This window comes from Burkholderia sp. AU27893 (assembly GCF_002223205.1).
GTDB lineage: Bacteria > Pseudomonadota > Gammaproteobacteria > Burkholderiales > Burkholderiaceae > Burkholderia.
Window position 1 is genome coordinate 2404168 of record NZ_NKFD01000001.1, and the last position, 26454, is coordinate 2430621.

Here is a 26454-nt window from a genome sequence, read left to right on the forward strand (position 1 = left end):
CCTGCTTGCGCGGCCGGCCGCTCCATTCAGGTGCCGCGCTGCTCCGCGTGCGGCTCGACGATGCGTCCGGCGTCGATCGTCACGGTCGTCGCACAGCGGCGCGCGAGTTCGACATCGTGCGTGACGAGCACGAGCGTGGCACCGTGCGTGCGGTTCAGTTCGAACATCAGGTCGATAACGGCATGCCCGGTGGCCGCATCGAGGCTGCCGGTCGGCTCGTCGGCGAACAGAATCGCCGGGCGCGTGACGAATGCGCGTGCAAGCGCGACGCGCTGCTGCTCGCCCCCGGACAACAGCTTCGGATAATGCGCGGTGCGCTCACCGAGACCGACCTGCACGAGCAGCGCCCGGGCACGATCGGCTGCCTCACGCGCGCTGATGCCGCCCTGCAGCTCGAGCGGCAGCATCACGTTTTCGAGCGCCGTCAGGTGCGGCATCAACTGGAACGACTGGAACACGAAGCCGACTGCGCCGTTGCGCAGCGCCGCGCGCGCATCCTCGTCGAGCTGGTCGAGCGCGCGACCGAGCAGGCGAACCGTGCCGCTCGTCGCGCTGTCCAACCCGGCAAGCAGGCCGAGCAGCGTGGATTTGCCCGACCCCGACGCGCCGACGATCGCGAGGCTGCTGCCCGGCTGCACGGCAAGCGTGATGCCGTCGAGGATCGTCAGCTCGCCCGTTGCATCGGCGACCCGCTTGCATACGTCATGGACTTCGATGATCGGATCGGTAATCTTGAACATGGACACGACATTTCGCTGGAAAAGACGCGCGGCGGTCGCCGCGCTGCTGGGCACCCTGCTCGCTGCCACCGTGCCGGCGCGCGCCGCAACGACGCCGGCGGCGACATCAGGCCAGCCCGTGATCGTCGTGCTCGGCGACAGCCTGTCGGCCGAATACGGGCTACCGCGCGACACCGGCTGGGTGGCATTGCTGCGGCAACGGCTCGCGACCGAGCGAATCGATTATAGCGTCGCGAACGCCAGCGTCAGCGGCGACACCACGAGCGGCGGCCGCGCGCGGCTGCCCGCGGTGCTGCAACGGCTCAAGCCGTCGATCGTCGTCGTCGAGCTCGGGTCGAATGATGCGCTGCGCGGCGTGCCGCTCGCGACGACCGAGCAGAACCTGCGCGACATCATCGCCGGCGCGCGACAGGCGCGGGCGAAGGTCGTGCTGGTCGGCATGTATGTGCCACCCAATTACGGCCCCGACTATACGCAGAAGTTCCACGCCGTCTATACGCGGCTGTCGAAGGATCTCGGCGTGCCGCTCGTGCCGTTCCTGCTGGCCGGCATCGAGAACAAGCCGGAGTTGTTCCAGGCCGACCAGATGCATCCCGCGCAGCAGGCGCAAGGCATTCTGCTCGACAACGTCTGGCCTGCGCTGAAGCCGCTGCTCGGCAAGCCGCGCGGCTGACGCTGCCGCCCCGCCGGAAAACAAAAAGCCCCGCATGAAGCGGGGCTTTTTGTTGCGTGCGAAACGACGCTCAGTTGTCGCCGTCCTGCGACTGGCTGGCCGTCGAGCCGTACAGCTTCACCTTCGAGCGGTCACGCAGTGCGGCGAGATACGCTTCGCCTTCGCTCTGCGCGTCGACCTGCGCCATCTGCTGCTGCGCGGCGGCCAGTTGCTGCGGATCGACCGCCGACCCCGGGATCACCGCGTTCACGCGGTAGATCGCGTAGCCGTCCGCGCCGAGATCGACACCGACGTACGCCGGCAGCGTCTTCGCATCGACCTTGTACACGGCGCTCAGTGCAGCCGGCGTCAGGCCCTGCGACTGCGTGCGCGACACCTTCTGCGCGGCCGCGAACCCGTCGACCGACTTCGACTTCTGCAGTTCGGCAAGCTTCGCCGCGCCGTCCTTCTTCGCGAGCTCCGCAGCCTGTTCGGCCACGACCTTCTGGCGCACGACGTCCTTGATCGCGTCGAGCGCGGGCACGGCGGCCGGCTTGTAGTCGGTCACGCGCGCCGAGATCAGCGTGTTGTTGCCGACGTCGATCGCCTGCGTGTTGTTCTGGCTCTTCACCGAGTCGTTGGCGAACACCGCGGCCAGGAACTTCGGATTGTTCAGCGGGCTCGTCGGCGGCAGCTGCGGATTCGGCGTCGGCGTGACGGTGGCCGTCTGGATCGTCAGCTTGTACTTGTCCGCGGCCGGCTGCAGCGTCTTGGCCTTTTCATAGACGGTAGACGTGAAGCCTTCCGCGTTGTCCGTGAACGCCTTCGATGCGTACTGCTGCTTGAGCTCGACTGCGATCTGGTCCTTCACGTCGGCGAACGGCTTGACGGCGGCCGGCTTCACTTCCGTTGCCTTCAGGATGTGGAAGCCCAGATCCGACTGCACGACACCGCTCACGTCGCCCTGCTTGAGCGCGAACGCGGCATCGTCGAACGCCTTGCCGCCTGCCGTCGAGCCACGCGTGATGAAGCCGAGGTCGCCGCCCTTCGCGGCCGACGGTGCGTCCTGCGAGCTCTTCTGCGCGATCTGCGCGAACTGGTCCGGATGCGCCTTCACGTCGGCCAGCAGCTGCTCGGCCTTCGTCTTCGCCGCAGCCTTGTCGGCCGCGCTTGCGTTGCCCGGCGCGGCGATGAAGATGTGGCTCACGCGCACCTGTGCTTCGGTGCGGAAGTGCGTCGGGTTGTCGTCATAGAACTTCTTGATGTCCGCCTCGGTCGGCTGCGCGCCTGCGGCCGCTGCGGCGGGCGAATAGACGAGGTACTGGATCGTCGCGGTCTCCGGCGTCGCGAAGCTCTGCTTGTGCGCGTCATAGTACGCGGCGAGCTGCGCATCGGTCGGTTGAACCTTCGCGGCGAAGTCGCTCGTCTTCAGCACGAGCGCCTGCACTTCGCGCTGCTGCGCGGCGAGTTCGGACAGACGTTGCGCGAGGCTCTTCGGCGTGAATGCGCTCGACACGATGCTGGCCGGAATCTGTTGCAGCGCGAGGCTGTAGCGCACGCGCTCCTGGTACTGCTCGGGCGTCATCCCCTGGAACGACAGCAGTTGCGCATAGCGCTCGACATCGATCGAACCGTCGGGCTTCTTCAGCGACGCAATCATCGGGTCGCTCATCAGCGCGTCGCGCACGGCGTTGTCGGATGCGGTCAGGTGCAGACGTTGGGTCTCGTCGGCCAGCACGCGTTGCTGGATCAGGCCGTCGAGCACCTGCTTGCGGTGCTCGGGCGTATCGAACATCTTGATGTCGAACTGCCCGCCGAGCGCCTGACGCGCCTGGTCGATCTGCTGACGGAACGCGCCGTCGAATTCGACCCGCGTGATCTTGTGCCCGTTGACTGCCGCGACGTTCGCGCTGTCGTCGAAGAAGCCGCGGAAGCCTTGGATCCCGACGAAACCCAGCCCCGGCAACACGATCAGGAGCAGGAGCGCCATCATCAGGCGCTGGTGATTACGGAAGAAATCGAGCATGCGTGACGGGAAAATTGGACAAAACGACCGATATTACAACATACGGAGTGGGACGGGAGAAAAGCAGGCGTCGCGTGGGCGACTACGGCGCGGCAAACAGGCGCACAAAACAAAATGCCCGCACGCGGCGGGCACTTTGGTTCGTTTGGCGGAGCGGACGGGAGCCCACATGCTGCAGGCCGCGGCTGCGCTTGCAGGCGCCGCTAAACGCAAATGAAAAAGCCCGCACAAGGCGGGCTTCTTCATTTTCTGGCGGAGCGGACGGGACTCGCCTACATCCTGCAGGCCGCGGATGCGCGTGCACGCGCATCCCTTCGAGTCCCGCCGGAAGCCGCGCAGGCGGCTTCCTCCGCTCCGCAGTCTCGCGCCCGCCAGCGGGCGCAACCGGAAACGCAAATGAAAAAGCCCGCACAAGGCGGGCTTCTTCATTTTCTGGCGGAGCGGACGGGACTCGAACCCGCGACCCCCGGCGTGACAGGCCGGTATTCTAACCGACTGAACTACCGCTCCTTGGTCTGGCTGAATCAGGAAACTGGTGGGTGCTGAGGGGTTCGAACCCCCGACCTACGCCTTGTAAGGGCGCCGCTCTACCAGCTGAGCTAAGCACCCGTTTCCGATTCGTTCTGGCTGCGATCTGCGTTTCGGCATCAACAACCAGCGAGCCCGCAAGTTTAATTCATCCCCGATCATTTTGCAAAGCCCTGACGCGAGTTTTTTAAACGTTCGACCACACGATTCGGCGACGCATAAAAAAACCCGCGGCCATGCCGCGGGTTTCGTGAACAACCGTCAGGAGCGACGATGTCCCGATGCTTAGTGCTTGACGAATTCCGTCGAGCCGGCATCCTTCGCCGCATCGGCGACCGGTGCCGCCGCCTTCGCCTCTTCTTCCGGCGGCAGCGGGGTCGGCGAACGCTCGAGCGCGAGTTCCAGCACCTTGTCGATCCAGCGGACCGGCACGATCTCGATCGCGTTCTTCACGTTGTCCGGAATCTCGGCGAGATCCTTCACGTTCTCTTCCGGGATCAGCACGAGCTTGATGCCACCGCGATGCGCGGCGAGCAGCTTCTCCTTCAGGCCACCGATCGGCAGGACTTCACCACGCAGCGTGATTTCGCCCGTCATCGCGACATCGGCACGCACGGGGATACCCGTCAGCACCGACACCAGCGCGGTCGTCATCGCACCGCCTGCGGACGGACCGTCCTTCGGCGTCGCGCCTTCCGGCACGTGGATGTGGATGTCCTGCTTCTCGAACGCTTCGTCCTTGATGCCGAGACGACGCGAGCGCGAGCGCACGACCGAACGTGCCGCCTCGACCGACTCCTTCATCACGTCGCCGAGCGAACCCGTACGGATCACGTTGCCCTTGCCCGGCATCACCGCAGCTTCGATCGTCAGCAGATCGCCGCCGACTTCCGTCCACGCGAGGCCCGTCACCTGACCGACCTGGTTTTCCTTCGCCGCGAGGCCGAAGTCGTACTTGCGTACGCCGAGGAACGTATCGAGGTTTTCGCCGTCGACCTTGATCGCGCCCGATGCCTTCTTCAGCAGCAGCATCTTCACGACCTTGCGGCAGATCTTCGACACTTCCCGCTCGAGCGAACGCACACCGGCTTCACGCGTGTAGTAGCGGATGATGTCGCGGATCGCCTGTTCGGTGACCTCGATCTCGCCTTCCTTCAGCCCATTGTTCTTCTTCTGCTTCGGCAGCAGGTAACGCTGGGCGATGCTGACCTTCTCGTCTTCCGTGTAACCCGACAGGCGGATCACTTCCATCCGGTCGAGCAGCGGCGGCGGGATGTTCAGCGAGTTCGACGTCGCGACGAACATCACGTCCGACAGGTCGAAGTCGACTTCGATGTAGTGGTCGGCGAACGTGTGGTTCTGTTCCGGATCGAGCACTTCGAGCAGCGCCGACGACGGATCGCCGCGGAAATCCATGCCCATCTTGTCGACTTCGTCGAGCAGGAAGAGCGGATTGCGCACGCCGACCTTCGTGAGGCTCTGCAGGATCTTGCCCGGCATCGAACCGATGTACGTACGGCGGTGGCCACGGATCTCGGCTTCGTCACGCACGCCGCCGAGCGCCATCCGGACGAACTTGCGGTTCGTCGCGCGGGCGATCGACTGGCCGAGCGAGGTCTTGCCGACGCCCGGAGGCCCGACGAGGCACAGGATCGGCGCCTTCACCTTGTCGACGCGCTGTTGGACCGCGAGATACTCGAGGATACGTTCCTTCACCTTCTCGAGGCCGAAGTGATCCTCGTCGAGCACCTGCTCGGCGTTCGACAGGTCGTTGTTGACCTTGCTCTTCTTGCGCCACGGCAGGCCGATCAGCGTGTCGATGTAGTTGCGCACGACGGTGGCTTCCGCCGACATCGGCGACATCAGCTTCAGCTTCTTCAGCTCGGCGTCGGCCTTCTTCTTCGCTTCCTTCGGCATGCGCGCGGCGTTGATGCGCTTCTCGAGTTCCTCGAGATCCGCGCCCTCTTCGCCTTCGCCCAGTTCCTTCTGGATCGCCTTGACCTGTTCGTTCAGGTAGTACTCGCGCTGGCTCTTTTCCATCTGGCGCTTCACGCGCCCGCGGATGCGCTTTTCGACCTGCAGGATGTCGATCTCGGCTTCGAGCTGCGCGAGCAGGTGCTCGAGGCGCTCGATGACCGGGAACATCTCGAGGATGTGCTGCTTCTGGTCGAGCTTCAGCGGCAGGCGCTCGGCGATCATGTCGGCGAGGCGGCCTGCTTCGTCGATGCCCGACAGCGACGTGAGGATCTCCGGCGGGATCTTCTTGTTCAGCTTCACGTACTGGTCGAACTGCGACACGATCGCGCGGCGCAGCGCTTCCGTTTCAGCGCTGTCGGCGTGATCGGGCTCGAGCGGCATCACTTCGCAGGAGAATTGCGTTTCCTGCTCTTCGATCGACAACGCCTTCGCGCGCTGCAGGCCCTCGACGAGCACCTTCACGGTGCCGTCCGGCAGCTTCAGCATCTGCAGGATGTTGGCGATACAACCGACCTCGTACATGTCCTTTTCGGTCGGTTCGTCCTTGGCCGCGGTTTTCTGGGCGACGAGCATGATGTGCTTGCCGCCTTCCATCGCTGCTTCGAGGGCCTTGATCGATTTCGGCCGGCCCACGAAGAGCGGAATCACCATGTGCGGGAAAACGACGACATCCCGCAGCGGCAGCAGCGGGAGCGTGATGCGTTCCGGCGGGAGAAGTTGGGTGCCTGACATTTCATTTCCCCATGAGTGGAATCAATTGTTCGGTAATTGAGGCCGCCACAACGAATTGCAAGCCTTCAAGTGCGGGAAATATTCGGTAAGAAAGTAACCACCGCGTGTCGAGTCAGAGTTACCCACAAGATAAACGAAAAAAAGCCGCCCACGGTCTCATGAACGGCCTTTTTCGCAGAACATCGTCGGCAAGCCGGTCAGTTCGAACCCGCCACCTTCGGCGTGTCCTCGTAGATCAGCAAAGGCTTGCCGTCGCCATCGATGACGTTCTCGTCGATGATGACCTTGCTGACCCCTTTCATCGTCGGCAGCTCGTACATCACGTCGAGCAATGCCTGTTCGATGATCGAACGCAAACCGCGCGCGCCGGTCTTGCGGCGGATCGCCTTGCGGGCGACTGCCTGCAGTGCGCCCGGCCGGATCTCCAGCTCGACGCGCTCCATCGCGAACAGCTTGTGATACTGCTTGACGAGCGCGTTCTTCGGCTCGACCAGGATCTTCATCAGCGCGGCTTCATCGAGCTTGCCGAGCGTCGCGACCACCGGCAGGCGGCCGATCAATTCGGGGATCAGACCGAATTTGATCAGGTCTTCCGGTTCCGTTTCGCGCAGCACCTCGCCCGCGTCGCGTTCCTGCTTGCTCTTGACCGTCGCGCCGAAGCCGATACCGGTTTTCTCGGTACGGTCGGTGATCACCTTCTCGAGGCCGTCGAATGCACCGCCGCAGATGAACAGGATGTTGGTCGTGTCGACCTGGATGAAATCCTGGTTCGGGTGCTTGCGGCCGCCCTGCGGCGGCACCGACGCCATCGTGCCCTCGACGAGCTTCAGCAGCGCTTGCTGGACACCCTCGCCCGACACGTCGCGCGTGATCGACGGGTTGTCCGACTTGCGGCTGATCTTGTCGATTTCGTCGATGTAGACGATCCCGCGCTGGGCCTTGTCGACCTCGTAGTTGCAGTTCTGCAACAGCTTCTGGATGATGTTCTCGACGTCCTCGCCGACATAGCCGGCTTCGGTGAGCGTCGTCGCATCGGCGATCACGAACGGCACGTTGAGCAACCGCGCGAGCGTCTGCGCGAGCAGCGTCTTGCCGGAGCCCGTCGGGCCGATCAGCAGGATGTTGCTCTTCGACAGCTCGACGTCGTCCTTCTTGTCGAGATGCTTCAGGCGCTTGTAGTGGTTGTACACGGCCACCGCGAGGATCTTCTTCGCACGTTCCTGGCCGATCACGTACTGATCGAGGATGTCGCGAATTTCCTGCGGGCTCGGGAGATCCGACCGGGACAGGCTGGCCTCGACGCCGGCGGCAGCCGCCTCGTCGCGAATGATTTCGTTGCAGAGGTCGATGCATTCATCGCAGATGAACACCGACGGGCCCGCGATGAGTTTTTTCACCTCATGCTGACTCTTTCCGCAAAACGAGCAATACAACAGCTTCTCGCTGTTCGAACCTTTTTTGTCCGCCATGAATGTAGAGCCTCCGGACAGGTAAATGACATGATACGCCGATTGCTCCGGACGCCGCGCCTAGGGCGCGACCGGAGCCGGCTGGATGCGCTTGCCGCAGATGCTCAGGGCACTCGGGACGTTTGACGGCGCCGCCCGAATCGGGGCGGCACCCCGTTTAAGCTCACGGACGCTTCAGCAGCACCTGATCGATCAGCCCGTACGCCTTCGCGTCCTCGCTCGACATGAAGTTATCACGATCGGTGTCGCGCGCGATGCGCTCGACGTCCTGGCCCGTGTGCTGCGCGAGCAACTGGTTCAGCCGCTCCTTCAGGTAGAGGATTTCGCGTGCCTGGATCTCGATGTCGGATGCCTGGCCGCGTGCGCCGCCGAGCGGCTGGTGAATCATCACGCGCGAGTTCGGCAGCGCGAAACGCTTGCCCTTCGCACCCGACGCGAGCAGGAACGCACCCATGCTGGCCGCGAGGCCCATGCACAGCGTCGACACGTCCGGCTTGATGAACTGCATCGTGTCGTAGATCGCCATGCCGGCCGACACCGACCCGCCCGGGCTGTTGATGTACAGGCTGATGTCCTTGTCGGGATTCTCGCTCTCGAGGAACAGCAGCTGCGCAACCACGAGGTTGGCGGTCTGGTCGTTCACTTCGCCGACCATGAACACCAGGCGCTCCTTCAGGAGACGCGAGTAGATATCGTACGAACGCTCGCCGCGGCCGCTCGTTTCGACGACGATCGGCACCAGCCCCAGCGCTTGCGCCTCGAAACCCTGCGGCGCGTTCGAAGCAAGCATGTCCAGCAATTCAGCGCGAGTGATCATTCAATGAACCTTGTTCGAATGGAAAATTGAACGGAAGGAAGCCGCCCGCTCAATCGCCATATTAATGGCAACCGTGCGCTTGACGTAAAAACGGCGTGCGGGCCGTCGCTCCGACAGCCGGCACGCCGCTAGAGCAACACTTACGCTTGCGCCGATGCGCTCGCGAGTGCTTCGAAGCTCACTTCCTTGTCCGTCACCTTCGCCTTGCCCAGCACGAAATCGACGACGTTGCTTTCAACGACGAACGCTTCCATCTCGGCGAGGCGCTGCTGGTTCGAATAATACCAGCGGACCACTTCCTTCGGGTCTTCGTAGCTCTTCGCGAACTCGTCGACTTCCGCGCGGATCTGTTCCGGCTTCGCCTCGAGGCCGTTCGCCTTCACGAGCTCGGCCAGCACGAGGCCCAGCTTCACGCGACGTTCTGCCTGCTCGGTGAACATCTCGGCCGGGATCGGTGCGTCCTTCGCATTCGGCACGCCGCGCTGCGCCAGATCCTGGCGAGCCATTTCGACGAGGCGTTGCTGATCCTGTTCGATCAGCGCCTTCGGCACGTCGAGTTCGGAAATCTTCAGCAGCGCGTCCATCACCTGGTTCTTCACGATCGACTGCGTGCGGCGCTTCGCTTCACGCTCGAGGTTTTCCTTGATCTCGGCGCGCATCTTCGTGAGATCGCCGTCTTCGATGCCGAGCGACTTCGCGAATTCAGCGTCGATTTCCGGCAGGTGCGGCCACTCGATCTTCTTCATCGTGACCGTGAACTGCGCCGTCTTGCCCGCGACGTCCTTGCCGTGGTAGTCCTCCGGGAACGCCAGGTCGAACGTGCGCGATTCGCCGACCTTCAGGCCCAGCGCCGCGGTTTCGAATTCCGGCAGCATGCGGCCTTCGCCGAGCACGAACGGGAAATCTTCAGCCGTGCCGCCCTGGAACGCGACGTCGTCGATCTTGCCGACGAAGTCGACCGTCACGCGGTCGCCGTTCTTCGCTGCGGTGTCCGCGCCGCCGTCGCCGTGCTCGCCGGCTTCGCCACGTGCGTGGTAGTGCACGCGCTGCTTGCGCAGGATGTCCAGCGTGCGGTCGATTTCGGCGTCGCCGATCGACGTCGTCGAGCGCTCGACTTCAGCGGTCGCCAGATCGCCGATCTTGACTTCCGGGTAGACCTCGAACGTCGCATCGAACGCGTATGCATCTTCAGCCTGCTCCTGCTTCGGCTCGAAGCTCGGCTGACCAGCGACGCGCAGGTTTTCCGCGCGGCTGATCGTGAAGAATTCCTGGCCGATCTTGTCGCTCAGCACTTCCGCCTCGACCTGACCCGCGTACTGTTGCGCGACCATCTTCACCGGCACCTTGCCCGGGCGGAAACCCGGCATGCGCACGGTCTTCGCGAGTTTCTGGATACGGGCGTCGATTTCCTTCTGCACGGTGTCTTTCGGCAGGGAAATCGTCACGCGGCGTTCAAGCTTGCCGAGGTTCTCAACAACGTTAGCCATGGCTTCAATCGTCCTAAAATTATTCGAGCGAATCGGGTTTTCCTTGCCGTGCCTGCCTGCGGCATGATGTGTGTCACATCCACTCGCCGCGCCGGAGCGCCACGCCATCCCTGCACGCGCCGGATGGCTAGCGCAAGCGGCTCGGAGCACGGCTTTGGCCGGAAGAATCGACTATTCTAGCAAACAATTTTCATCACACCGCCAGATCGGCGCGACGCGCATGCGTCCGCGCCGCGTCAGCCGCCCTTTGCACGGCAATGCAAGCGGATCGCCGCTATGCCGAACGCCGTATCCACCACGGGCCCGCCATCCTGTAAGCTCCAATTGAGAGGTCGCCGCCGTCGCGGCCCCAATATTCGTCACACCAATCACGCCTTCCGGAGACACCATGCCGCAACACCCGTCCGCGCCTGTCGTCGTCATCGCGCCCGATTCGTTCAAAGGCTCGCTTTCCGCCGAGCAGGTCGCGGACGCGATCGCCACCGGCATCCGCCGCGCCCGGCCCGACGCCGTCGTGCGCTGCTGCCCGATGGCCGACGGCGGCGAAGGCACGCTCGACGCGATGCTGGCAGGCGGCGGCACGCGGCGCACGCTGCGGGTGGCCGGCGCGTCGCTCGCGGCACGCGATGCGGCGGTCGGCGTGATCGATGCGCGCACCGCGATCGTCGAGACCGCCGAGATCGTCGGCATTACGGATCCGGTCGGCATGAGCGTGCCGGTCGACGCGCGTAGCACGCGCGGGATGGGCGAGGCGATCCGCACGCTGCTCGACGAAGGCGTGCGCCGCTTCTTCGTCGCGCTCGGCGGCAGCAGCACCAACGACGCGGGCGCCGGGCTGCTCGCGGGCCTCGGCCTGCAGTGCTTCGACGCGGCCGGCCAGCCGGTCGAGCCCGTGCCGTCGCGGCTCGCCGACATCGCGCGCATCGACGCGTCGGGGCTCGACCCGCGCCTGAAGGAAACGGAATTCATCGGCATGTCCGACGTCGACAACCCGCTGACGGGCGCGCACGGCGCGACCGCCGTGTTCGGCCCGCAAAAGGGTGTGACGCCCGGGCAGGTTGCAACCCTCGACGCCGCCCTCGCCCGCTTCGCCGACCTCCTCGAAGCCGCGCTCGACCGTCGCGGCCGCGACTTGCCGGGGGCCGGCGCGGCAGGCGGCCTCGGTTTCGCGCTGCACATGCTCGGCGCGCAGTTCGAAGCGGGCGCCGAAGTGGTCGCGCGGCAGGTCGGGCTGGATGCGGCGCTCGCCGGCGCCGACTGGCTGATCACCGGCGAAGGCCGCTCGGACGTGCAGACGCTGCACGGCAAGGCGCCGTTCATCGCGTGCCGCCACGCGCAGGCCGCCGGCGTGCCCGCATCGCTGCTGTCGGGCGCGGTCGACCCGGCCGCGCTGCCGCGCCTGTCCGAACATTTTTCCGGCTGCTTCTCGCCGGCTCCCGGGCCGATCACGCTCGACGTCGCGATCCGCGACGCGGCCAATCTGCTCGCGAACGAAGCGGAGCAATTGACACGCCTGAAGTACGGCGCACACTGACCGTTGACCCGAGCGCGCGATACAGGAACAATCGGGCCCGCCCTTTTTCTTCAGGATTCGACATGAAAGGCCGTCAAGCCGGGCTCGATCAGTTTCTGACCTATCGCCTCCATGCGCTCACGAAGCGCTCCGACCGCGGGATCGGCGAGGTGTACCGGCACAAGCTCGACATCTCGCTGCCCGAGGCGCGCGTGATCGCCGCCGTCGGCGCCTTCGGCCCGTTCTCGATCATGGACCTCGCGCGCCACACCAATCTCGACAAGAGCCAGGCGAGCCGGGCAGCCGAGGCGCTGCTGCGCCAGGGGCTGCTCGAACGCAGCGCAAGCGAGGAGGATGGCCGGATCGTGCTGATCGCGCTCACCGCCGACGGCCGCGCGCTGCATCGCAAGATCATGCCGATCGTGCGCAAGTGGAACGACGGCTTGCTCGCGTGCCTGTCCGACAGCGAACGCCAGACGTTCGAACGGCTGCTCGACAAGGTCGTCGCGCACGCGACCGAGCGGGACGACTGAACCGCGACACGGGCACGGCGCCCGCAGGTTTGATCCGACGAATTCGACGGGCCGCCCCGGTCGCTTGATCCGCGACGTGGGCGGCCCGCTTTGCGTCATGCCGCGCTACGCGATGCAAACGAACCACAGCGCGCCGCCTTGCCTGCATCGAGCATGCAGCGGCCCGGCCTGCGCTACAGCCCGCTGTTCGTCGCGCGCTGTCGGAGCAGCCCGAGCACCGCGTCGCAATACGGGGTCGGCAAGCCGAGCTTGCGCCCGAGTTCAGGGAACACGCCGAGGATCGGCCCGATCTCGAGCGCGCGCCCCGCTTCGAAATCCTGCAACATCGACGTCTTGAACGCGCCGAGCTTGCGCGTGACCGCGATCCGCTCGGGCCCGCTCATCCCCGTCGACAGACCGAGCTTCGCGCCGATCGCGGCCGCCTCCTCCATCATCCGCAGCGCGAGATCCTGCGTGAACGGATCGTCGAGCAGCTGCTCGGCCGTCGACCCCGTCAGCGCGCTCAGCGGATTCATGTTCATGTTGCCCCACAGCTTCGTCCAGATCTCGGTCCGGATCGCGGGCGTCGACTCGACGTCGAAACCGCCCGCCGCGAGCGCCGCGGCAAACCTGGCCGTGGCGACGTCAAGCCGCGGATCGGGCGCACCGACGATCAGCCGGTTGCCGCGCCCGCGGCGCACGATGCCGGGCGCATCGGTACTCGACGACAGATGCACGACGCAACCGATCGCCTGCGCGGGTGGCAACGCCGCCGACACCACGCCGGCCGGATCGACCGCATCGAGCGGCACGCCGTCGAGCGCGCCTGCGAGCCCGTGCGTGAACCACCACGGCAGCCCGTTCATCGCCGCGACGATCACGGTGTCCGGCCCGACCAGCGGCGCGATGCGCGCGGCCAGCGCCGGCAACGCCTGCGCCTTCAGGGCGATCACCACGTAGTCCTGGACCCCGAGCGCGGCCGCATCGTCGCTCGCCCGCACCGGAACCGACGATGTCTCGCCCGCCTCGTCGATCACACGCACGCCATGCGCATTCAGCGCGTCGAGCGTCGCGCCGCGCGCATACGCGCTCACGGTCATGCCGGCCCGCGACAGCGCGGCCGCGAGCAATCCGCCGATCGCGCCGACCCCGACCACCGCCGCGCGCACCGACCCTGAATTCGTGTCGTTCATGATGAAATTCCGTCTCCTGGGAACTGACGAGCATAGCGCTCAATAGTTGCGGACACAACCATTCGCGCGACCGCATGCAACGTGCGGCGGTCGTGCGACTCAGCGCAACTCAGCGCGGCTCGCCATCGGCTTCCACCGGCTCGTCGTGGGCCGCGCTGCCCGTCGCGCCGAGCACGCCGGCGATCTGGCTCTTGTCGTGCATGCCGAGCTTGCGGTACGCGCAGCGCAGGTAGTGGCGCACGGTCGTCGGCGAAATCGCCATCTGTTGCGCGACTTCCTTGTGCGAGCGCCCGGCGCCGTAATAGCGGATTGCCGCGAGCTCGCGCGGGCTCAAGCGGTCGAGCAGCGAGCGCGGCCGCGCCTCGATCTGGAACAGCCCCGCAACCGGCACGCACTGGATTCGCAGCGCGTCGCCGACGAACGGCTGGCCCGGCTGTCGCCGCAAATGCGCGACGAGCGGCTCCGGCACGCGTGCACCGGCCCATGCCGGCCATTCGGTGCGCAGCACGTCGTCGAAACCGTGATCGGCGTGGTGAAGCACGCCGAAGTTGTCGCACAGTGCACGCGCCGCCGGTGCGACCGTTTCACCGCGTTCGCGCGTGAGCTGCGCGGCGCGATTGATCGTCAGCGCCGCCGCGAGATGCGGAATCACTTCCTCGAAGCGGCGTGCATCGTCATCGCTGAACGGGCGATTCAGGCCCTGGCGATAGATCGACATGAACGTCGTCAGGCCGAACCGGCGATCGAGCGTGCACACGCACATCAGTTGTGCGAGCCCGTACTTCACGCACCAGTCGCGAAACCGGGCATCGAGCCCCGGTTCGACGACCGACAACCGCACCGCATGGCCATACGCGCGCCGCAGCGTGCGGCGCGCGAGCGGGTCGCAATCGCGCACGCGCTTCCAGTCGCTGAAGAACGCGTGCGGCAGACGGTACAGGAAGCTGTTGTGCATCACCGGGCCGGTCGGCACGTGGGTCGCGACGCCCGTCCATGCGGCGTCGAACGGGATGAGCGCCTGCAACAGCGAAAAGAACCGGTATTCGAATTCGCCGATGCCGGACCGGGCAGCAACCGCGTACAGGTCGAGCAGCATCAGCCCGAGTTCGCGCTGCGATGCGTCGCCGCGCGTGACGCCGTCGAAATCGGCGCGCCGGCCCGGCAGCGGCGGCCACGCGAAGTCGTCGAGCACGATGGCGGCCGGCACGTCACGCAGCGCATCGAGATCCTGCCCGAAATCCGTCGTGATCCTCACCTTCCGCTCCCCTGCCCGATCCGGGCTGCTGATGTGCGCAACGACACCGGCCGATTATAGCGATCGGCTTTTTTGACGGGCCACGGTTCCGGAACGGGCGCCAGCCCCATCCATTTGAACGGTGCACGGCACGTTGCTGCTCCGCAGCACGCCGCGCGACGGCTACTCGCCGCTTGCGTGCCGCGCACCCCGGGGTTTCCACCCCGTTCATCTGTACGACTGTTCGACGGTTTTCCCGCTGCGGACACTGCGTCGCGACAACACCAACGACACACCGATGCAGGACGGTACGGAGAACCCCACGTGACGAAACCCCGCTTCCTCCGCACGGCCGCGGCCGTCGCGACATTTGCCGCGTGCGGCGCTGCCGCGCACGCGCAGTCGAGTCTCACGCTGTACGGCGCGCTCGACGCCGGCGTGCAATACCTGACGCACGCCGACGGGCACCACTCGGCCGTGCAGTTGCAGAACTACGGCATCCTGCCTTCGCAGATCGGGCTGAAAGGTCACGAAGATCTCGGCGGTGGCTGGCGTGCGCTGTTCAAGCTAGAACAGGGCCTCAACCTCAACGACGGCACCGCGACCGTGCCCGGCTATGCGTTCTTCCGCGGCGCATACGTCGGCATCGCCGGGCCCGTCGGCACCGTCACGCTCGGCCGGCAGTTCAGCGTGCTGTTCGACAAGACGCTGTTCTACGACCCGCTCTGGTATGCGTCGTACAGCGGCCAGGGCGTCATCGTGCCGCTGAACGCGAACTTCATCGACCACTCGGTCAAGTACCAGTCGCCGACGTTCGCCGGCTTCGACGTGGAGGCGCTTGCCGCGACATCCGGCGTCGCCGGCAATACACGCGCCGGACGCGTGCTCGAACTCGGCGGCCAGTTCACGAGCAACGGCCTGTCGGTCAGCGCGGTACTGCATCAGGCTCACGGCGATGTTTCGGCGGCCGACGACACGTCGGCACGCCGCCGCGAACTCGGCACGCTCGCCGCGCGCTATGCGTTCGCCGCACTGCCGCTCACCGTCTATGCAGGCGTCGAACGCCTGACCGGCGACCTCGACGCGGCACGCACGATCGTCTGGGGCGGTGCGCGCTACCAGATGTCGAGCGAGATCGGCCTGAACGCGGGCGTCTACCACACCGACTCGCGCACGCCGGCAATCGGCCACCCGACGCTGTTCATCGCGAGCACCACGTACGCGCTGTCGAAACGCACCGTCGCCTACGTGAACCTCGGCTACGCACGCAACAGCGGCCAGAGTTCGCAGACCGTCTACGAATACGACCCGACGCCGCTCGCCGGCGCATCGCAGTTCGGCGCGATGGTCGGCATGTACCACCTGTTCTGATTCCCCACACGAGAACCCGCCATGAAAACCCTTTCACCGGATGCAGCACTCCCGTCCGACGGCCGCGCATCGACCTTCGCGCGCTCGACGCTCGTCGCGCTCGTCGTGTTCGCGGCCATCACGCCGCTGCTGCTGCTCGTGGCACCCGCCGTCGCGGGCCAACTCGCGACGCAGCTCGGACTGTCCGCGTCGCAGATCGGCACTTACTTCTTCGTCGAACTCGGTGCGTTCAGTCTCGCAACCGTGCCGTCGTACCTGTGGCTCGGCCGGGTCGACGCGCGCCGCGTCGCCGCATTCGCCATCGCGCTGTTCGGCGCGGGCAACCTGCTGACCGCACTGTGGATGCCGGGTTTCGTCGCGCTGCTCGCGCTGCGCGCCGTCACCGCGCTCGGCGGCGGCTCGCTGATGGTGCTCTGCATGACGAGCGCCGCGACGAGCGAGAACAGCGACCGCGTGTACGGCCTGTGGGTCGTCGGCCAGTTGATTGCGGGGGCAATCGGCCTGTTCGTGCTGCCGCATGTGTTCGCGGCGTTCGGGTTGCGCGCGCTGTATATCGCGCTCGCCGCGCTCGCGCTGTTCGCGGCGCCGCTGTCGCGCGGCTTTCCGTCCACGCTGGGCACGCGGGCCGCACCCGCGCAGAACGCGCGCAACGCTGCAGAGCAGACACCGCAAAGCTTCGTCATGCTCGCGATCGGCGCGGTGCTCACGTTCTATCTCGCGATCGGCAGCGTGTGGACGTTCGCAAGCCGCGCCGCGACCGAAGCCGGGCTCGATCCGCAGTCGACCGGCAACGTACTCGCGATCGCAAGCGTGATGGGCATCGCCGGTGCGGCGCTCGCGTCGTGCGCAGGCGGCCGGCTCGCGCGGCGCGCGATGCTCGCGGCCGGTTACGCGTTGCTGGCGGCCTCGCTCGTCGCGCTCGCGGTGATGCGGCATGCCGGCGGCTACAGCGCGGCGATCTGCTACAGCGCGGCGATCTTCGCGTTCAAGTTCGCGTGGACGTTCGTGTTGCCGTTCATCCTCGCGACCGTCGCGCAGATCGACACGTCGGGCCGCCTCGTGGCCACGCTCAATTTCGTGATCGGCGCGGGCCTCGCGGCCGGCCCGTTGCTCGCCGGGCTGATGCTCGACGCCGGCGGCACGATGCGCGTGCTGTTCACGGCCGCGACGGCCGTCGCGATCGTGTCGTTCGTCGCGCTGCGCCACATCGACCGCCGCACGCGCGCTTCCATTTCCACCCACCCGTGACAGGTCACGCACATCCATGAATCGCACTGCCTTCTTCACCGACGAACGCACTTTCTGGCACACCGGCGGCACGCACGCGCTGTTCTTCCCGGTCGGCGGCTGGGTCCAGCCGCCGTCGAGCGCGGGCTACGCGGAATCGCCCGATTCGAAGCGCCGCTTCCTGTCGCTCGTGCTGGCCTCGGGCCTGGCCGCGCAACTCGACCTGCGCGGCGCCGAGCCGGCCTCGACCGCCGACCTGCTGCGCATTCACCCCGCACACTATCTCGACGCGTTCCGCGCACTCAGCGACGCGAACGGCGGCGACCTCGGCGACCTCGCGCCGTTCGGCAAGGGCAGCTACGAGATCGCTGCGCTGTCGGCCGGACTCGCGATCGCGGCCGTCGATACGGTCCTCGGCGAACGTGCGGCAAACGCCTTCTCGCTGTCGCGGCCGCCCGGCCATCATTGTCTGCGCGACCGCCCGATGGGTTTCTGCCTGCTGGCGAACATCCCGATCGCGATCGAGGCCGCCCGCGCGAAACACGGCATCGAGCGCGTCGCGGTGATCGATTGGGACGTGCACCACGGCAACGGCACGCAGTCGATCTACTACGACGATCCGGACACGCTGACGATCTCGCTGCACCAGGATTGCTGCTTCCCGCCCGGCTACAGCGGCGCCGACGACCGCGGCGAAGGCGCAGGCGTCGGCGCGAACCTGAACGTGCCGCTGCTCGCGGGCAGCGGCGACGATGCATATCGCTACGCGTTCGAACGAATCGTGCTGCCGGCGCTGGAGCGTTTCCGGCCCGAGCTCATCATCGTCGCGAGCGGGCTCGACGCAAGCGCGGTCGATCCGCTCGCGCGCATGCAGTTGCATACCGACAGCTACCGGTTCATGACGCGCGCGGTGAAGGAGGCTGCGCAACGCCATTGCGGCGGCCGGCTCGTGATCGTTCACGAAGGCGGCTATTCGGAGGCGTACGTGCCGTTCTGCGGGCTCGCGATCGTCGAGGCGCTGGCGGGTGTTCGCACCGACGTCGCCGATCCGATGCTCGACCTCGCGATCGCGCAGCAGCCGGGTGCGCGGTTCGTTGCGTTCCAGCGCGAATTGCTCGACGAACTGGCTACGTCGTTCGGGTTGTAGCGCGCGCCGGCGGACGCGACGAGGGCCGGCCGGCGCCCGCCCTCTTGCGCGATCGATGCGGATGGGGTTTCCTGTGCCTTTATCCCCGTTCCGGCCCGAAGCCGCACTCTTCCGATGAAATCGTCCCCGCGCGATCACAATGACGATGCCAAGACGCGCCGCCAGCCTTCGAAGCTGGTCCTGAACATCGCCGCCGTGACGGTCGGCCTCATCACGTTCGCGATCGGCGCCGCGTGGGTGATCTATAGCTGGGTCGTCGATCGCGAAGCGCAATATTTCGCGATCCCGCTGGTGTTCTCGGTGCCGGTGATCGTGGCGGTCGCGATCCGGAGCTTCTGGGAATAGGTGCGCGTCAAATGACGCAGCGCCGCGGGTCGGGCGACGCGCGGCGCTGGTATCCGGCTTGTTTCAGATGAGGCGAGAATTCCCGCGGTGCGCTTGCGGGCCGGTCACAGGCCGGAGGACGCACACGGATCGGGGACTGCGCCCCGAGTCCCGCCGATGACGAGGGTGGGCCCGGTGCCGGTCAGGAACCTGGCGGCCGCTATCAGCACACGTTCCGTCGTAAGCGACTCATCGCTCGAAATCTGCCGCTTCGAGTAGGCGTAACACTCCGGGGGCATGACGAACCGCTGCACAGGCTTGGCGCTCCAGGCTATGTTGTCGGCTGGCGTCGTGGCAAATGTCGGCGCAGCGAGTATCAGCGCCAGTACGGAAATCGGAACGCGGACGGTGTTTTTCATCGTTGGTCCTCGGCGTAATTGTGTTTCTTATAGGGGAAGCGAACACGATATTACACGCGGCACGAATATTCGCGCACCGCTTGCTCGGCTCGCGTGCCGGGAGCCGCACCGACATCAACAAAAAAGCGCTGCGGTCAATCGACCGACAGCGCTTTTGGGTGAACGGCCCCTGACTGAGGCGCATTCGACTTCTGGTGCGTGAGGCCGGACTCGAACCGGCACACCCTTGCGGGCGTCAGGACCTAAACCTGGTGCGTCTACCAATTTCGCCACTCACGCGCATTTCTGTCGCCTGACCACGCGGCACGAAAGATGCGTGACCACGCGCCCGGGACATCGCGCCGGCTTGCAACCGGCACGCCCGATCAGGCGAGCGCGAGATTCTACCCGATCCGCGCGGGCTTGTCTCGCCCCTGCCGGCACCCGTCGTGCAGCGGTGCTAGAATGCCGCGCTCGACGTTTCGGCACCGCGCCGCCGCGCGTCCCCCGAACCCGCCCCCCACACGATTCCGCCCGTGAACTTCGACGACTACTGCCAGCAAAAGGCCGCCCCTGCGGGCTCCAGCGTCTACTACGCACTGCGTCAGGCGCCGCACGCCACGCAGCCGCGCCTGACCGCGCTGTTCGCGCTGCGCCGTGAACTCGAGGAAACCGTCAAGGAAACCAGCGACCCGACCGTCGGACACACGAAGCTCGCGTGGTGGCACAAGGAACTCGCGGCGCTGGCCAACGGGCAGCCGTCGCACCCGGTCACGAAGGCGCTCGCGCAGCATCATCCGGCGATCGCCGCCGAGGCCGATGCATTGCGCACGCTCGTCAACGGCTACGGGATGGATCTCGAACAGGCGCGCTACCTCGATCTGGCGAACCTGCAGCGCTATATCGCGCAGGTCGGCGGCACCTTCGCGTCGCTGGTCGCGCGCGCCAGTTCGGCAAACCCGGCGGACCCGCAACCGTGGGCCGCGGATGCCGGCCGCGCGCTGATGCTCGCGCAGTTCGTGCAGGATCTCGGCAACGATGCACGCCACGGCCGTATCTACCTGCCGATCGACGAACTGCAGCGCTACAACGTGACCGCGGCCGATTTGCTGAACCGCCGCTACAGCCCGGCCTTCACCGAATTGCTGCAATTCCAGACGGCCCGCGCGCGCGAAGCACTCGTGGCCGCCGAAGCGGCGATCCCGGCATCCGAACGCCGCGCCCAGCGCACGCTGCGCGCGCAGATCGCACTGGCTGGCTCACTGCTCGACGAAATCGAGCGCGACGGCTACCAGGTGCTGCATCAGCGCATCGCGCTAACGCCGATCCGCAAGCTGTGGATCGCGTGGCGCGCCGCGCGCCGCCGCTGATCCCCAGCCTCACGCCTCACGCCTCACGCCTTCAACAACGGCAGCGTATCGAAGCGCTGCTGCAGCACGCGCGTCGAATCGAGCCCCCACCACGGCCCGAGCACGGTCGCGTAGAGCTGGCGGAAATCTACCGCGACCGGCAGGTTGCCGTTGCCGTCGAGCCGCCCGAGCGCCGGCGGCGCACCGTACAACCCGCCGGCCACGCGGCCGCCCATCACGAAATGCGGCGCGGCCGTGCCGTGATCGGTACCGTTACTCTGGTTCTCGCGCGCGCGCCGCCCGAATTCCGCATACGTCATCACGAGCGTCTGGTTCCAGCGCCCGAGTTCGATCAACGCGCCGCGCATCGCGCTCATCCCTTCCGCGAACTGCTTGAGCAGCGCGGCCTGCTGCCCCGGCTGGTTCTGGTGCGTATCGAAGCCGTTGAGCGTCAGGCGCAGCACCGCGACACCATCCTGCGCACCCGGCCCGGACGCTTCGCACGCGGCCAGCACCTGCATCGCGGTCTTGACCGACGTGCCGAACGCACCGGCCGGAAAGGCCGTCTTGAATTCACGCATCCCGCCGCGCGGACGCAGCCGGTCGGCCGCCTTCACGATGTCGTTTTCGACGTCGATGATGTGGGCGAGCGCGGGGTTCTGTTCGCGCAGCGACGACGGCTCGGCAAGCCGGGCCGCACGAATGAACTGCGCGGGATTGACGAGCGCGATCGCACGCGCACCGTTCGAGAGCGGCCCCATCTCGGCACTGCCGAGCACGACGCCGTCGGCCGCGAAACCGGGCGGCACGGGTGCCTGCGCGAACGTGCGCGTCAGCCAGCCTTCGTGCAGATATTGATCCGAGCGCGACGCGGTATCCCAGATCTCGATCGAGCGGAAATGCGACAGGTTCGGCTGCGGATAACCGACGCCCTGCACGACCGCGACCTGCCCGTCGCGCCACAGCGGCATCAACGGCGCGAGCGAAGGATGCAGCCCCGTGCGTGCGTCGAGTTGCAGCACCTGCTCGCGCTTGATGCCGATGCTGCGGCGGAACTGGTAATACAGCGGGTCCGCATACGGCACCACCGTGTTGAGGCCGTCGTTGCCGCCCTTCAGCTCGACGAGGATCAGCACGTTCGTGTACCCGGCCGCCGATGGGCGCCCCGCCTGCGCCACGGAAGCCGCCATCGCAGGCGCCTGCCACATCGACACGCCGGCCGCGGCCGCGGCGCCCGTCAGCGTCAGAAAATCACGTCGGTTCATCGCGCATCCTTTGGTTCGCCGCCCGGCGTCGTTGCCGCACCGGCGCCCCGCTTCATCGTCGTTCGAATCATTTCAGTTGATAGGCCGGATCCATCAGCAGCGCCTCGAGATACGCGCTGCCGGTCGAATCCGTGTCGATTGCCGCGACCGGCGACAGCTGCAGCACCGCATGTTGCAGTTGAAGCTCGGTCGACAAACCCGCGATCGCCTGCGGCCGCGCGCGATATTGCGCAAGCCAGCGCTCGAGGTCGAAACGCAGGCCGGCGCGCGCGGGCTTGGCAGGCGTTGCGTGCATGCCGGCAGCGGATGCCGCCTCGACTACCGGCATCGCATGCGCACGGGCATTCGGCGGCGGCACCATCGCATGCGCCGGCGGGTGCATGCCGGCCGTCTCCGTCGCGCGGAACAGTTGCTCGACGAACTGCTTGCGCGCGAGCAGCGTGGTGCTGTTGATCCATAGCGCGCCGCCCGGCCAACCCTTCACGTTCGGCGGATAGAACAGGTTCTGCCCGAGCGTGCGCACGGTGTTCGCGAGCATCTGCGGATCGCCGTATGACACGTCGAACAGCCGCACCGACCCGACGACGAATTCCGCCGGCGACTTGACGAGCACGCCGCGGTTGCGCGGATCCCAGAAGGCGTCGGTCGACCACAGCGCGGCGAGCGCCGTGCGAATGTCGTAGCCGCTCGAACGAAACCGTTCGGCCACCGCATCGAGCGCAGCCGGATCGGGCGTATCCGACACGAACTCGCGCCACAGCTTGGCGGCGATGAAACGCGCGGTACCGGGCCGCTTCAGCAGGATGTCGAGGAAGCCGTCGCCATCGAACGGCCCCGTTTCGCCGAGGATCGTCTTGTCGCCGGCGTCGTGCAGATCCGGCCGAACCTCGAAGCGATACGTATCGGGATCGACCGTCCAGCCCGTCATCGCACGCGCGGCTTCGGTCACGTCGTATTGCGTGTAATGCCCTTCGCCAAGCGTGAACAGCTCCATCACCTCGCGCGCGAAATTCTCGTTCGGGCGCCCCTTGCGATTGCTCGCACCGTCGAGGTACTGCAGCATCGCCGGATCCTTCGCGACCGCATGCAGCAGCACGCCGAAGTTGCCGAGCGCCTCGCGGCGAAACAGTGCGTTCTGCGCCGCCATCGTCTGCGGGTAAGGCACCTTGTCCTGCCCCGACGTGAAGTGGCCGTGCCAGAACAGCGTCATGCGCTCGGTGAGCGGCGACGGCGTGACGATCATCTCGTTGACCCACGCCGCGCGCAGCGCATCGTACCGAACGTTGCGCTCGCGCTGCTCGTCGCGCCGCATGTCGGGCGTCAGCGCCTGGCGCTGCGCGCGCGTCGGCGGCAACTCGGCGATCCAGTCGGGCCAGGTCGTGACGGGGTCGCGGCGAACGTTGCCGAGCGTGTCGGCCACGACTTGCGCACGCGTCATGCCGACGACGCGCGCGACATCGGCGGGCGCGGGAGAAAAACCGCTACGACTCAGGAAAAACAATGCATCGTCGGCGTCGAGCGGCGACTGCATGGCGGGCGACGGCGCCGGTGCGGCAGCGTTCGCTTTCATCGTCATGGACTCCCGGAGCGCACCGGCGGTGCGGATGCCGGTACAACGGCAATCGGCAGGCGAAAGTTGACGGAAAAATTGCTACGAAACTTTTCCGCGCGGTGAATTCCGTGCAGGGAGAAAGACGACGTGTCAGCGCTTGTACAGCTCGCGAACGGCGTCCTCGATGTGCTGGCGCAAAAGGTGGCGTTCCTCGGGCGTCATGTGCCCGTCGCGGCGGCGCTGTTCGAGATCGGGAGGCACGGCGGATCGGACCGTCATCTCGGCGGTACGATCGGACTGCGGCGCTTTGCCGCGCGGCAGCTTGCGCGACGATGCGCCCTGCTCGGGGCGCTGCGCATACGCGAAGTTCGACGCATACGGACCGGCAAGCGCGATCGTCAGCATCAGTGCAATCCGGGCAGATCGCATGACCGTCCTCGCTTCTTTGGTCGATTTGTTCCCTTCGTCACGCGGCAACCGGCTACCTCTGGTACTTGAAAAACCCTGCGGAATTCGGGTGTGCAAAGATGAATGATGGAGTGCAGGGGAGTATCTACCGAATTTCGGCTTCGAGTAAAGGAATCTCTATAGCCTGCCTTTACTCGGCGCGACACTACGGGTAAATTTTGTAACCGACTGTAACGCACGAAAATTCACGGCCGTGCGTCAATTCCCATTCGCGATAAGATGCCGATCATGGAAACGAAAAACCCCTCCAAGATTCTCGTCGTCGACGACGACCCGCGCCTGCGCGATCTGCTGCGCCGCTATCTCGGCGAGCAGGGTTTCAATGTCTACGTCGCGGAAAACGCGACTGCAATGAACAAGCTCTGGGTACGCGAGCGTTTCGACCTGCTCGTACTCGACCTGATGCTCCCGGGCGAAGACGGCCTGTCGATCTGCCGCCGCCTGCGCGGCAGCAACGACCGTACGCCGATCATCATGCTCACCGCGAAGGGCGAGGACGTGGATCGCATCGTCGGCCTCGAGATGGGCGCCGACGATTACCTGCCGAAGCCGTTCAACCCGCGCGAACTCGTGGCGCGCATTCATGCGGTGCTGCGCCGCCAGGCGCCGGCCGAACTGCCGGGCGCGCCGTCGGAAACCACCGAGGTGTTCGAGTTCGGCGAGTTCTCGCTGAACCTCGCGACGCGCACGCTGACGAAATCCGGCCAGGAAATTCCGCTCACCACCGGCGAATTCTCGGTGCTGAAGGTGTTCGCGCGTCATCCGCGCCAGCCGCTGTCGCGCGAGAAGCTGATGGAGCTCGCACGCGGCCGTGAATACGAAGTGTTCGACCGCAGCCTCGACGTGCAGATCTCGCGCCTGCGCAAGCTGATCGAACCGGATCCCGGCAGCCCGCGTTTCATCCAGACCGTCTGGGGCCTAGGCTACGTGTTCATCCCGGACGGCGCCGCCTGATCTTTTTCCTTTCCGGTTTCGCCCGCCCTCGGCCCGTCCCATGCGTATCGACCGGCGCCTCCTGCAGCTCGCGTTCGGCGGGCTGTTCTGGCGCACCTTCCTGCTGATCGCGCTGCTGATCTCGGTCAGTCTCGCCGCGTGGTTCCAGAGCTTTCGCGTGATCGAGCGCGAGCCGCGTGCGCAGCGCGTGGCTCTCCAGCTCGTCGCGATCGTGAAGCTCACGCGCACCGCCCTGCTCTATTCCGATCCCGATTTGCGGCGCGCGCTGCTGCAGGATCTCGAGAGCAACGAGGGCGTGCGCGTTTACCCGCGCGAGAAGACCGACAAGTTCAAGCTGCAGCCCGATGAATCGCTGAACCGCCTGATCGAACACGACATCCGCAGCCGCCTCGGCGACGATACCGTGATCGCCCAGTCGGTCAACGACATTCCCGGCGTGTGGATCAGCTTCAAGATCGACGACGACGATTACTGGGTCGCGCTCGACCGCGACCAGCTCGACAACGTCACGGGCCTGCAGTGGGCCGGCTGGGGGCTGTTCGCGCTCGCGTTGTCGCTATTCGGCTCCGCGTTCATCACCAGTCTGGTGAACCGGCCGTTCTCGCGGCTCGCGCTCGCCGCGCGGCAGATCGGCTCGGGCCAGACACCCGAGCTGCTGCCCGAGCGCGGGATGGGCGTCGCGGCCGACACCAATCGCAGCTTCAACCAGATGGTGCGCGACCTCGAACAGCTCGAGGCCGACCGCGCGCTGATGCTCGCGGGCATCTCGCACGACCTGCGCACCCCGCTCGCGCGGCTGCGGCTCGAAACCGAGATGAGCCCGTCCGACCAGGCGACCAAGGACGCGATGGTCGACGACATCGAGCAAATGGATCGCATCATCGCGGCCTTCATCGACTACGCCCGCCCGTCGCAACGCAAGCCGGAGCCCGTCGACCTGTCGTCGATCGCGCAGGAAGTCGCCGCCCGCGTGTCGGGCGAGGACGGCGTCGAGATCCGCACGCGGCTCGCGCCGAGCGCGGTGATCGAAGCCGACGAGACCGACATGCGCCGCGTGATCGGCAACCTCGTCGAGAACGCGCGCAAGTATGGCCAGAGCAAGCAGGACGGCGTGTCGCGCATCACGCTCGAGACACGCGTGTCGCATGCGCGCGTCGAGCTGTCGGTGAGCGACGAAGGCCCCGGCATCCCCGAGGATCAGCTGCCGCTCGTGATGCGGCCGTTCTACCGCGTCGATACCGCCCGCACCAAGGCGGACGGCACGGGCCTCGGGATGGCGATCGTGCTGCGTCTCGTCGGCCGCTATCGCGGCGCGCTGCGGCTGCGCAACCGCAACCCGGAAGCGGGCCTCGAAGTCACGCTCGAATTCCCCGGCGCCGGCAAGGCGCGTGCGACTGCGTGACGCGCTCGCGCACGCTGCTTGCGCTGCACACTATCGATCCGGTTGAAAAAAGCTATGAGGCTTGTTAGTCAAAATCTATTGAAGTGACTAACTAATAGTGTTATAGTTTTGCCCATG

22 protein-coding genes and 3 tRNA genes are annotated in these 26454 nt (G+C 66.2%); 10 read left to right on the forward strand and 15 right to left on the reverse strand.

Features of this window, described 5'->3' with window-relative positions:
• Positions 1 to 26: 26 nt before the first annotated feature.
• Positions 27 to 740: an ABC transporter ATP-binding protein gene (locus CFB47_RS11340; protein WP_089456377.1), complete on the reverse strand. Its 714-nt coding sequence runs from the start codon at positions 738 to 740 to the stop codon at positions 27 to 29.
• On the opposite strand from CFB47_RS11340, the gene CFB47_RS11345 reads away from it, so the two are divergent.
• Entirely contained in the window at positions 739 to 1413 is a 675-nt protein-coding gene (locus CFB47_RS11345; protein ID WP_089440299.1) for an arylesterase, read from the forward strand. The two genes, CFB47_RS11340 and CFB47_RS11345, sit on opposite strands and share 2 nt — an antisense overlap.
• Positions 1414 to 1483: 70 nt before the next feature.
• Here CFB47_RS11345 and CFB47_RS11350 read toward each other — a convergent pair whose 3' ends face one another.
• From CFB47_RS11350 to tig, 7 genes are all read right to left on the reverse strand, one after another.
• The gene (locus CFB47_RS11350) at positions 1484 to 3418 is read right to left on the reverse strand and encodes a SurA N-terminal domain-containing protein (protein WP_089461193.1); all 1935 of its coding nucleotides are present in this window, start codon (positions 3416 to 3418) and stop codon (positions 1484 to 1486) included.
• A 433-nt stretch (positions 3419 to 3851) separates the two neighbouring features.
• Positions 3852 to 3928: transfer RNA gene (locus CFB47_RS11355), tRNA-Asp, on the reverse strand.
• Between the two features lie 23 nt (positions 3929 to 3951).
• Positions 3952 to 4027: transfer RNA gene (locus CFB47_RS11360), tRNA-Val, on the reverse strand.
• 204 nt (positions 4028 to 4231) lie between these two features.
• Positions 4232 to 6655 (reverse strand): endopeptidase La, encoded by a 2424-nt coding sequence (lon, locus tag CFB47_RS11365; protein ID WP_011352361.1) that lies wholly within the window; start codon positions 6653 to 6655, stop codon positions 4232 to 4234.
• Between the two features lie 197 nt (positions 6656 to 6852).
• Positions 6853 to 8124, reverse strand: coding sequence for an ATP-dependent Clp protease ATP-binding subunit ClpX (gene clpX, locus CFB47_RS11370; RefSeq protein WP_006489345.1), 1272 nt, complete (start codon positions 8122 to 8124; stop codon positions 6853 to 6855).
• A gap of 163 nt (positions 8125 to 8287) precedes the next feature.
• Positions 8288 to 8941 carry an ATP-dependent Clp endopeptidase proteolytic subunit ClpP gene (gene clpP, locus CFB47_RS11375; RefSeq protein ID WP_010092137.1) on the reverse strand — a complete coding sequence of 218 codons (654 nt, stop codon included), beginning with the start codon at positions 8939 to 8941 and terminating at the stop codon, positions 8288 to 8290.
• Between the two features lie 140 nt (positions 8942 to 9081).
• Positions 9082 to 10428 carry a trigger factor gene (gene tig, locus CFB47_RS11380; RefSeq protein WP_089461194.1) on the reverse strand — a complete coding sequence of 449 codons (1347 nt, stop codon included), beginning with the start codon at positions 10426 to 10428 and terminating at the stop codon, positions 9082 to 9084.
• Between the two features lie 388 nt (positions 10429 to 10816).
• Between tig and CFB47_RS11385 the strand changes: the two genes are divergently transcribed.
• Both CFB47_RS11385 and CFB47_RS11390 read left to right on the forward strand, forming a co-directional pair.
• A complete protein-coding gene (locus CFB47_RS11385) occupies positions 10817 to 11962 on the forward strand; it encodes a glycerate kinase (RefSeq protein WP_089461195.1) in 1146 nt (381 codons plus the stop codon).
• A gap of 62 nt (positions 11963 to 12024) precedes the next feature.
• The gene (locus CFB47_RS11390) at positions 12025 to 12474 is read left to right on the forward strand and encodes a MarR family winged helix-turn-helix transcriptional regulator (protein ID WP_039367176.1); all 450 of its coding nucleotides are present in this window, start codon (positions 12025 to 12027) and stop codon (positions 12472 to 12474) included.
• 173 nt (positions 12475 to 12647) lie between these two features.
• On the opposite strand, the gene CFB47_RS11395 is transcribed toward CFB47_RS11390, so the two are convergent.
• Both CFB47_RS11395 and CFB47_RS11400 read right to left on the reverse strand, forming a co-directional pair.
• Positions 12648 to 13646 (reverse strand): 2-dehydropantoate 2-reductase, encoded by a 999-nt coding sequence (locus CFB47_RS11395; protein ID WP_089461196.1) that lies wholly within the window; start codon positions 13644 to 13646, stop codon positions 12648 to 12650.
• A gap of 109 nt (positions 13647 to 13755) precedes the next feature.
• Entirely contained in the window at positions 13756 to 14901 is a 1146-nt protein-coding gene (locus CFB47_RS11400) for a helix-turn-helix transcriptional regulator (protein WP_089461197.1), read from the reverse strand.
• Positions 14902 to 15204: 303 nt separating this feature from the next.
• On the opposite strand from CFB47_RS11400, the gene CFB47_RS11410 reads away from it, so the two are divergent.
• The 4 genes from CFB47_RS11410 to CFB47_RS11425 all read left to right on the forward strand — a co-directional run bounded on the left by CFB47_RS11410 (position 15205) and on the right by CFB47_RS11425 (position 18970).
• Positions 15205 to 16251 carry a porin gene (locus CFB47_RS11410; protein WP_089456384.1) on the forward strand — a complete coding sequence of 349 codons (1047 nt, stop codon included), beginning with the start codon at positions 15205 to 15207 and terminating at the stop codon, positions 16249 to 16251.
• Positions 16252 to 16272: 21 nt separating this feature from the next.
• Positions 16273 to 17499: an MFS transporter gene (locus CFB47_RS11415; RefSeq protein ID WP_089461198.1), complete on the forward strand. Its 1227-nt coding sequence runs from the start codon at positions 16273 to 16275 to the stop codon at positions 17497 to 17499.
• Between the two features lie 16 nt (positions 17500 to 17515).
• Complete coding sequence (locus tag CFB47_RS11420; RefSeq protein WP_089461199.1) at positions 17516 to 18625, forward strand: class II histone deacetylase; 1110 nt, start codon at positions 17516 to 17518, stop codon at positions 18623 to 18625.
• A 114-nt stretch (positions 18626 to 18739) separates the two neighbouring features.
• Positions 18740 to 18970 carry a hypothetical protein gene (locus CFB47_RS11425; RefSeq protein WP_089440309.1) on the forward strand — a complete coding sequence of 77 codons (231 nt, stop codon included), beginning with the start codon at positions 18740 to 18742 and terminating at the stop codon, positions 18968 to 18970.
• A gap of 104 nt (positions 18971 to 19074) precedes the next feature.
• Here CFB47_RS11425 and CFB47_RS11430 read toward each other — a convergent pair whose 3' ends face one another.
• Both CFB47_RS11430 and CFB47_RS11435 read right to left on the reverse strand, forming a co-directional pair.
• Positions 19075 to 19368 (reverse strand): hypothetical protein, encoded by a 294-nt coding sequence (locus tag CFB47_RS11430; protein ID WP_089461200.1) that lies wholly within the window; start codon positions 19366 to 19368, stop codon positions 19075 to 19077.
• 192 nt (positions 19369 to 19560) lie between these two features.
• A tRNA-Leu gene (locus CFB47_RS11435) sits at positions 19561 to 19647 on the reverse strand.
• A 236-nt stretch (positions 19648 to 19883) separates the two neighbouring features.
• On the opposite strand from CFB47_RS11435, the gene hpnD reads away from it, so the two are divergent.
• Positions 19884 to 20717: a presqualene diphosphate synthase HpnD gene (gene hpnD, locus CFB47_RS11440; protein ID WP_089456388.1), complete on the forward strand. Its 834-nt coding sequence runs from the start codon at positions 19884 to 19886 to the stop codon at positions 20715 to 20717.
• Positions 20718 to 20740: 23 nt separating this feature from the next.
• Here the strand turns inward: hpnD and CFB47_RS11445 are convergent, their stop codons facing one another.
• The 3 genes from CFB47_RS11445 to CFB47_RS11455 all read right to left on the reverse strand — a co-directional run bounded on the left by CFB47_RS11445 (position 20741) and on the right by CFB47_RS11455 (position 23942).
• A complete protein-coding gene (locus CFB47_RS11445; protein ID WP_089461201.1) occupies positions 20741 to 21961 on the reverse strand; it encodes a DUF1501 domain-containing protein in 1221 nt (406 codons plus the stop codon).
• Positions 21962 to 22028: 67 nt separating this feature from the next.
• Positions 22029 to 23531 carry a DUF1800 family protein gene (locus CFB47_RS11450; RefSeq protein WP_089461417.1) on the reverse strand — a complete coding sequence of 501 codons (1503 nt, stop codon included), beginning with the start codon at positions 23529 to 23531 and terminating at the stop codon, positions 22029 to 22031.
• Between the two features lie 132 nt (positions 23532 to 23663).
• The gene (locus tag CFB47_RS11455; RefSeq protein ID WP_011352385.1) at positions 23664 to 23942 is read right to left on the reverse strand and encodes a hypothetical protein; all 279 of its coding nucleotides are present in this window, start codon (positions 23940 to 23942) and stop codon (positions 23664 to 23666) included.
• 258 nt (positions 23943 to 24200) lie between these two features.
• On the opposite strand from CFB47_RS11455, the gene ompR reads away from it, so the two are divergent.
• The gene (gene ompR, locus CFB47_RS11460) at positions 24201 to 24935 is read left to right on the forward strand and encodes a two-component system response regulator OmpR (RefSeq protein WP_006478565.1); all 735 of its coding nucleotides are present in this window, start codon (positions 24201 to 24203) and stop codon (positions 24933 to 24935) included.
• A gap of 40 nt (positions 24936 to 24975) precedes the next feature.
• Positions 24976 to 26337 (forward strand): ATP-binding protein, encoded by a 1362-nt coding sequence (locus CFB47_RS11465; RefSeq protein ID WP_043188038.1) that lies wholly within the window; start codon positions 24976 to 24978, stop codon positions 26335 to 26337.
• Positions 26338 to 26454: the final 117 nt, after the last annotated feature.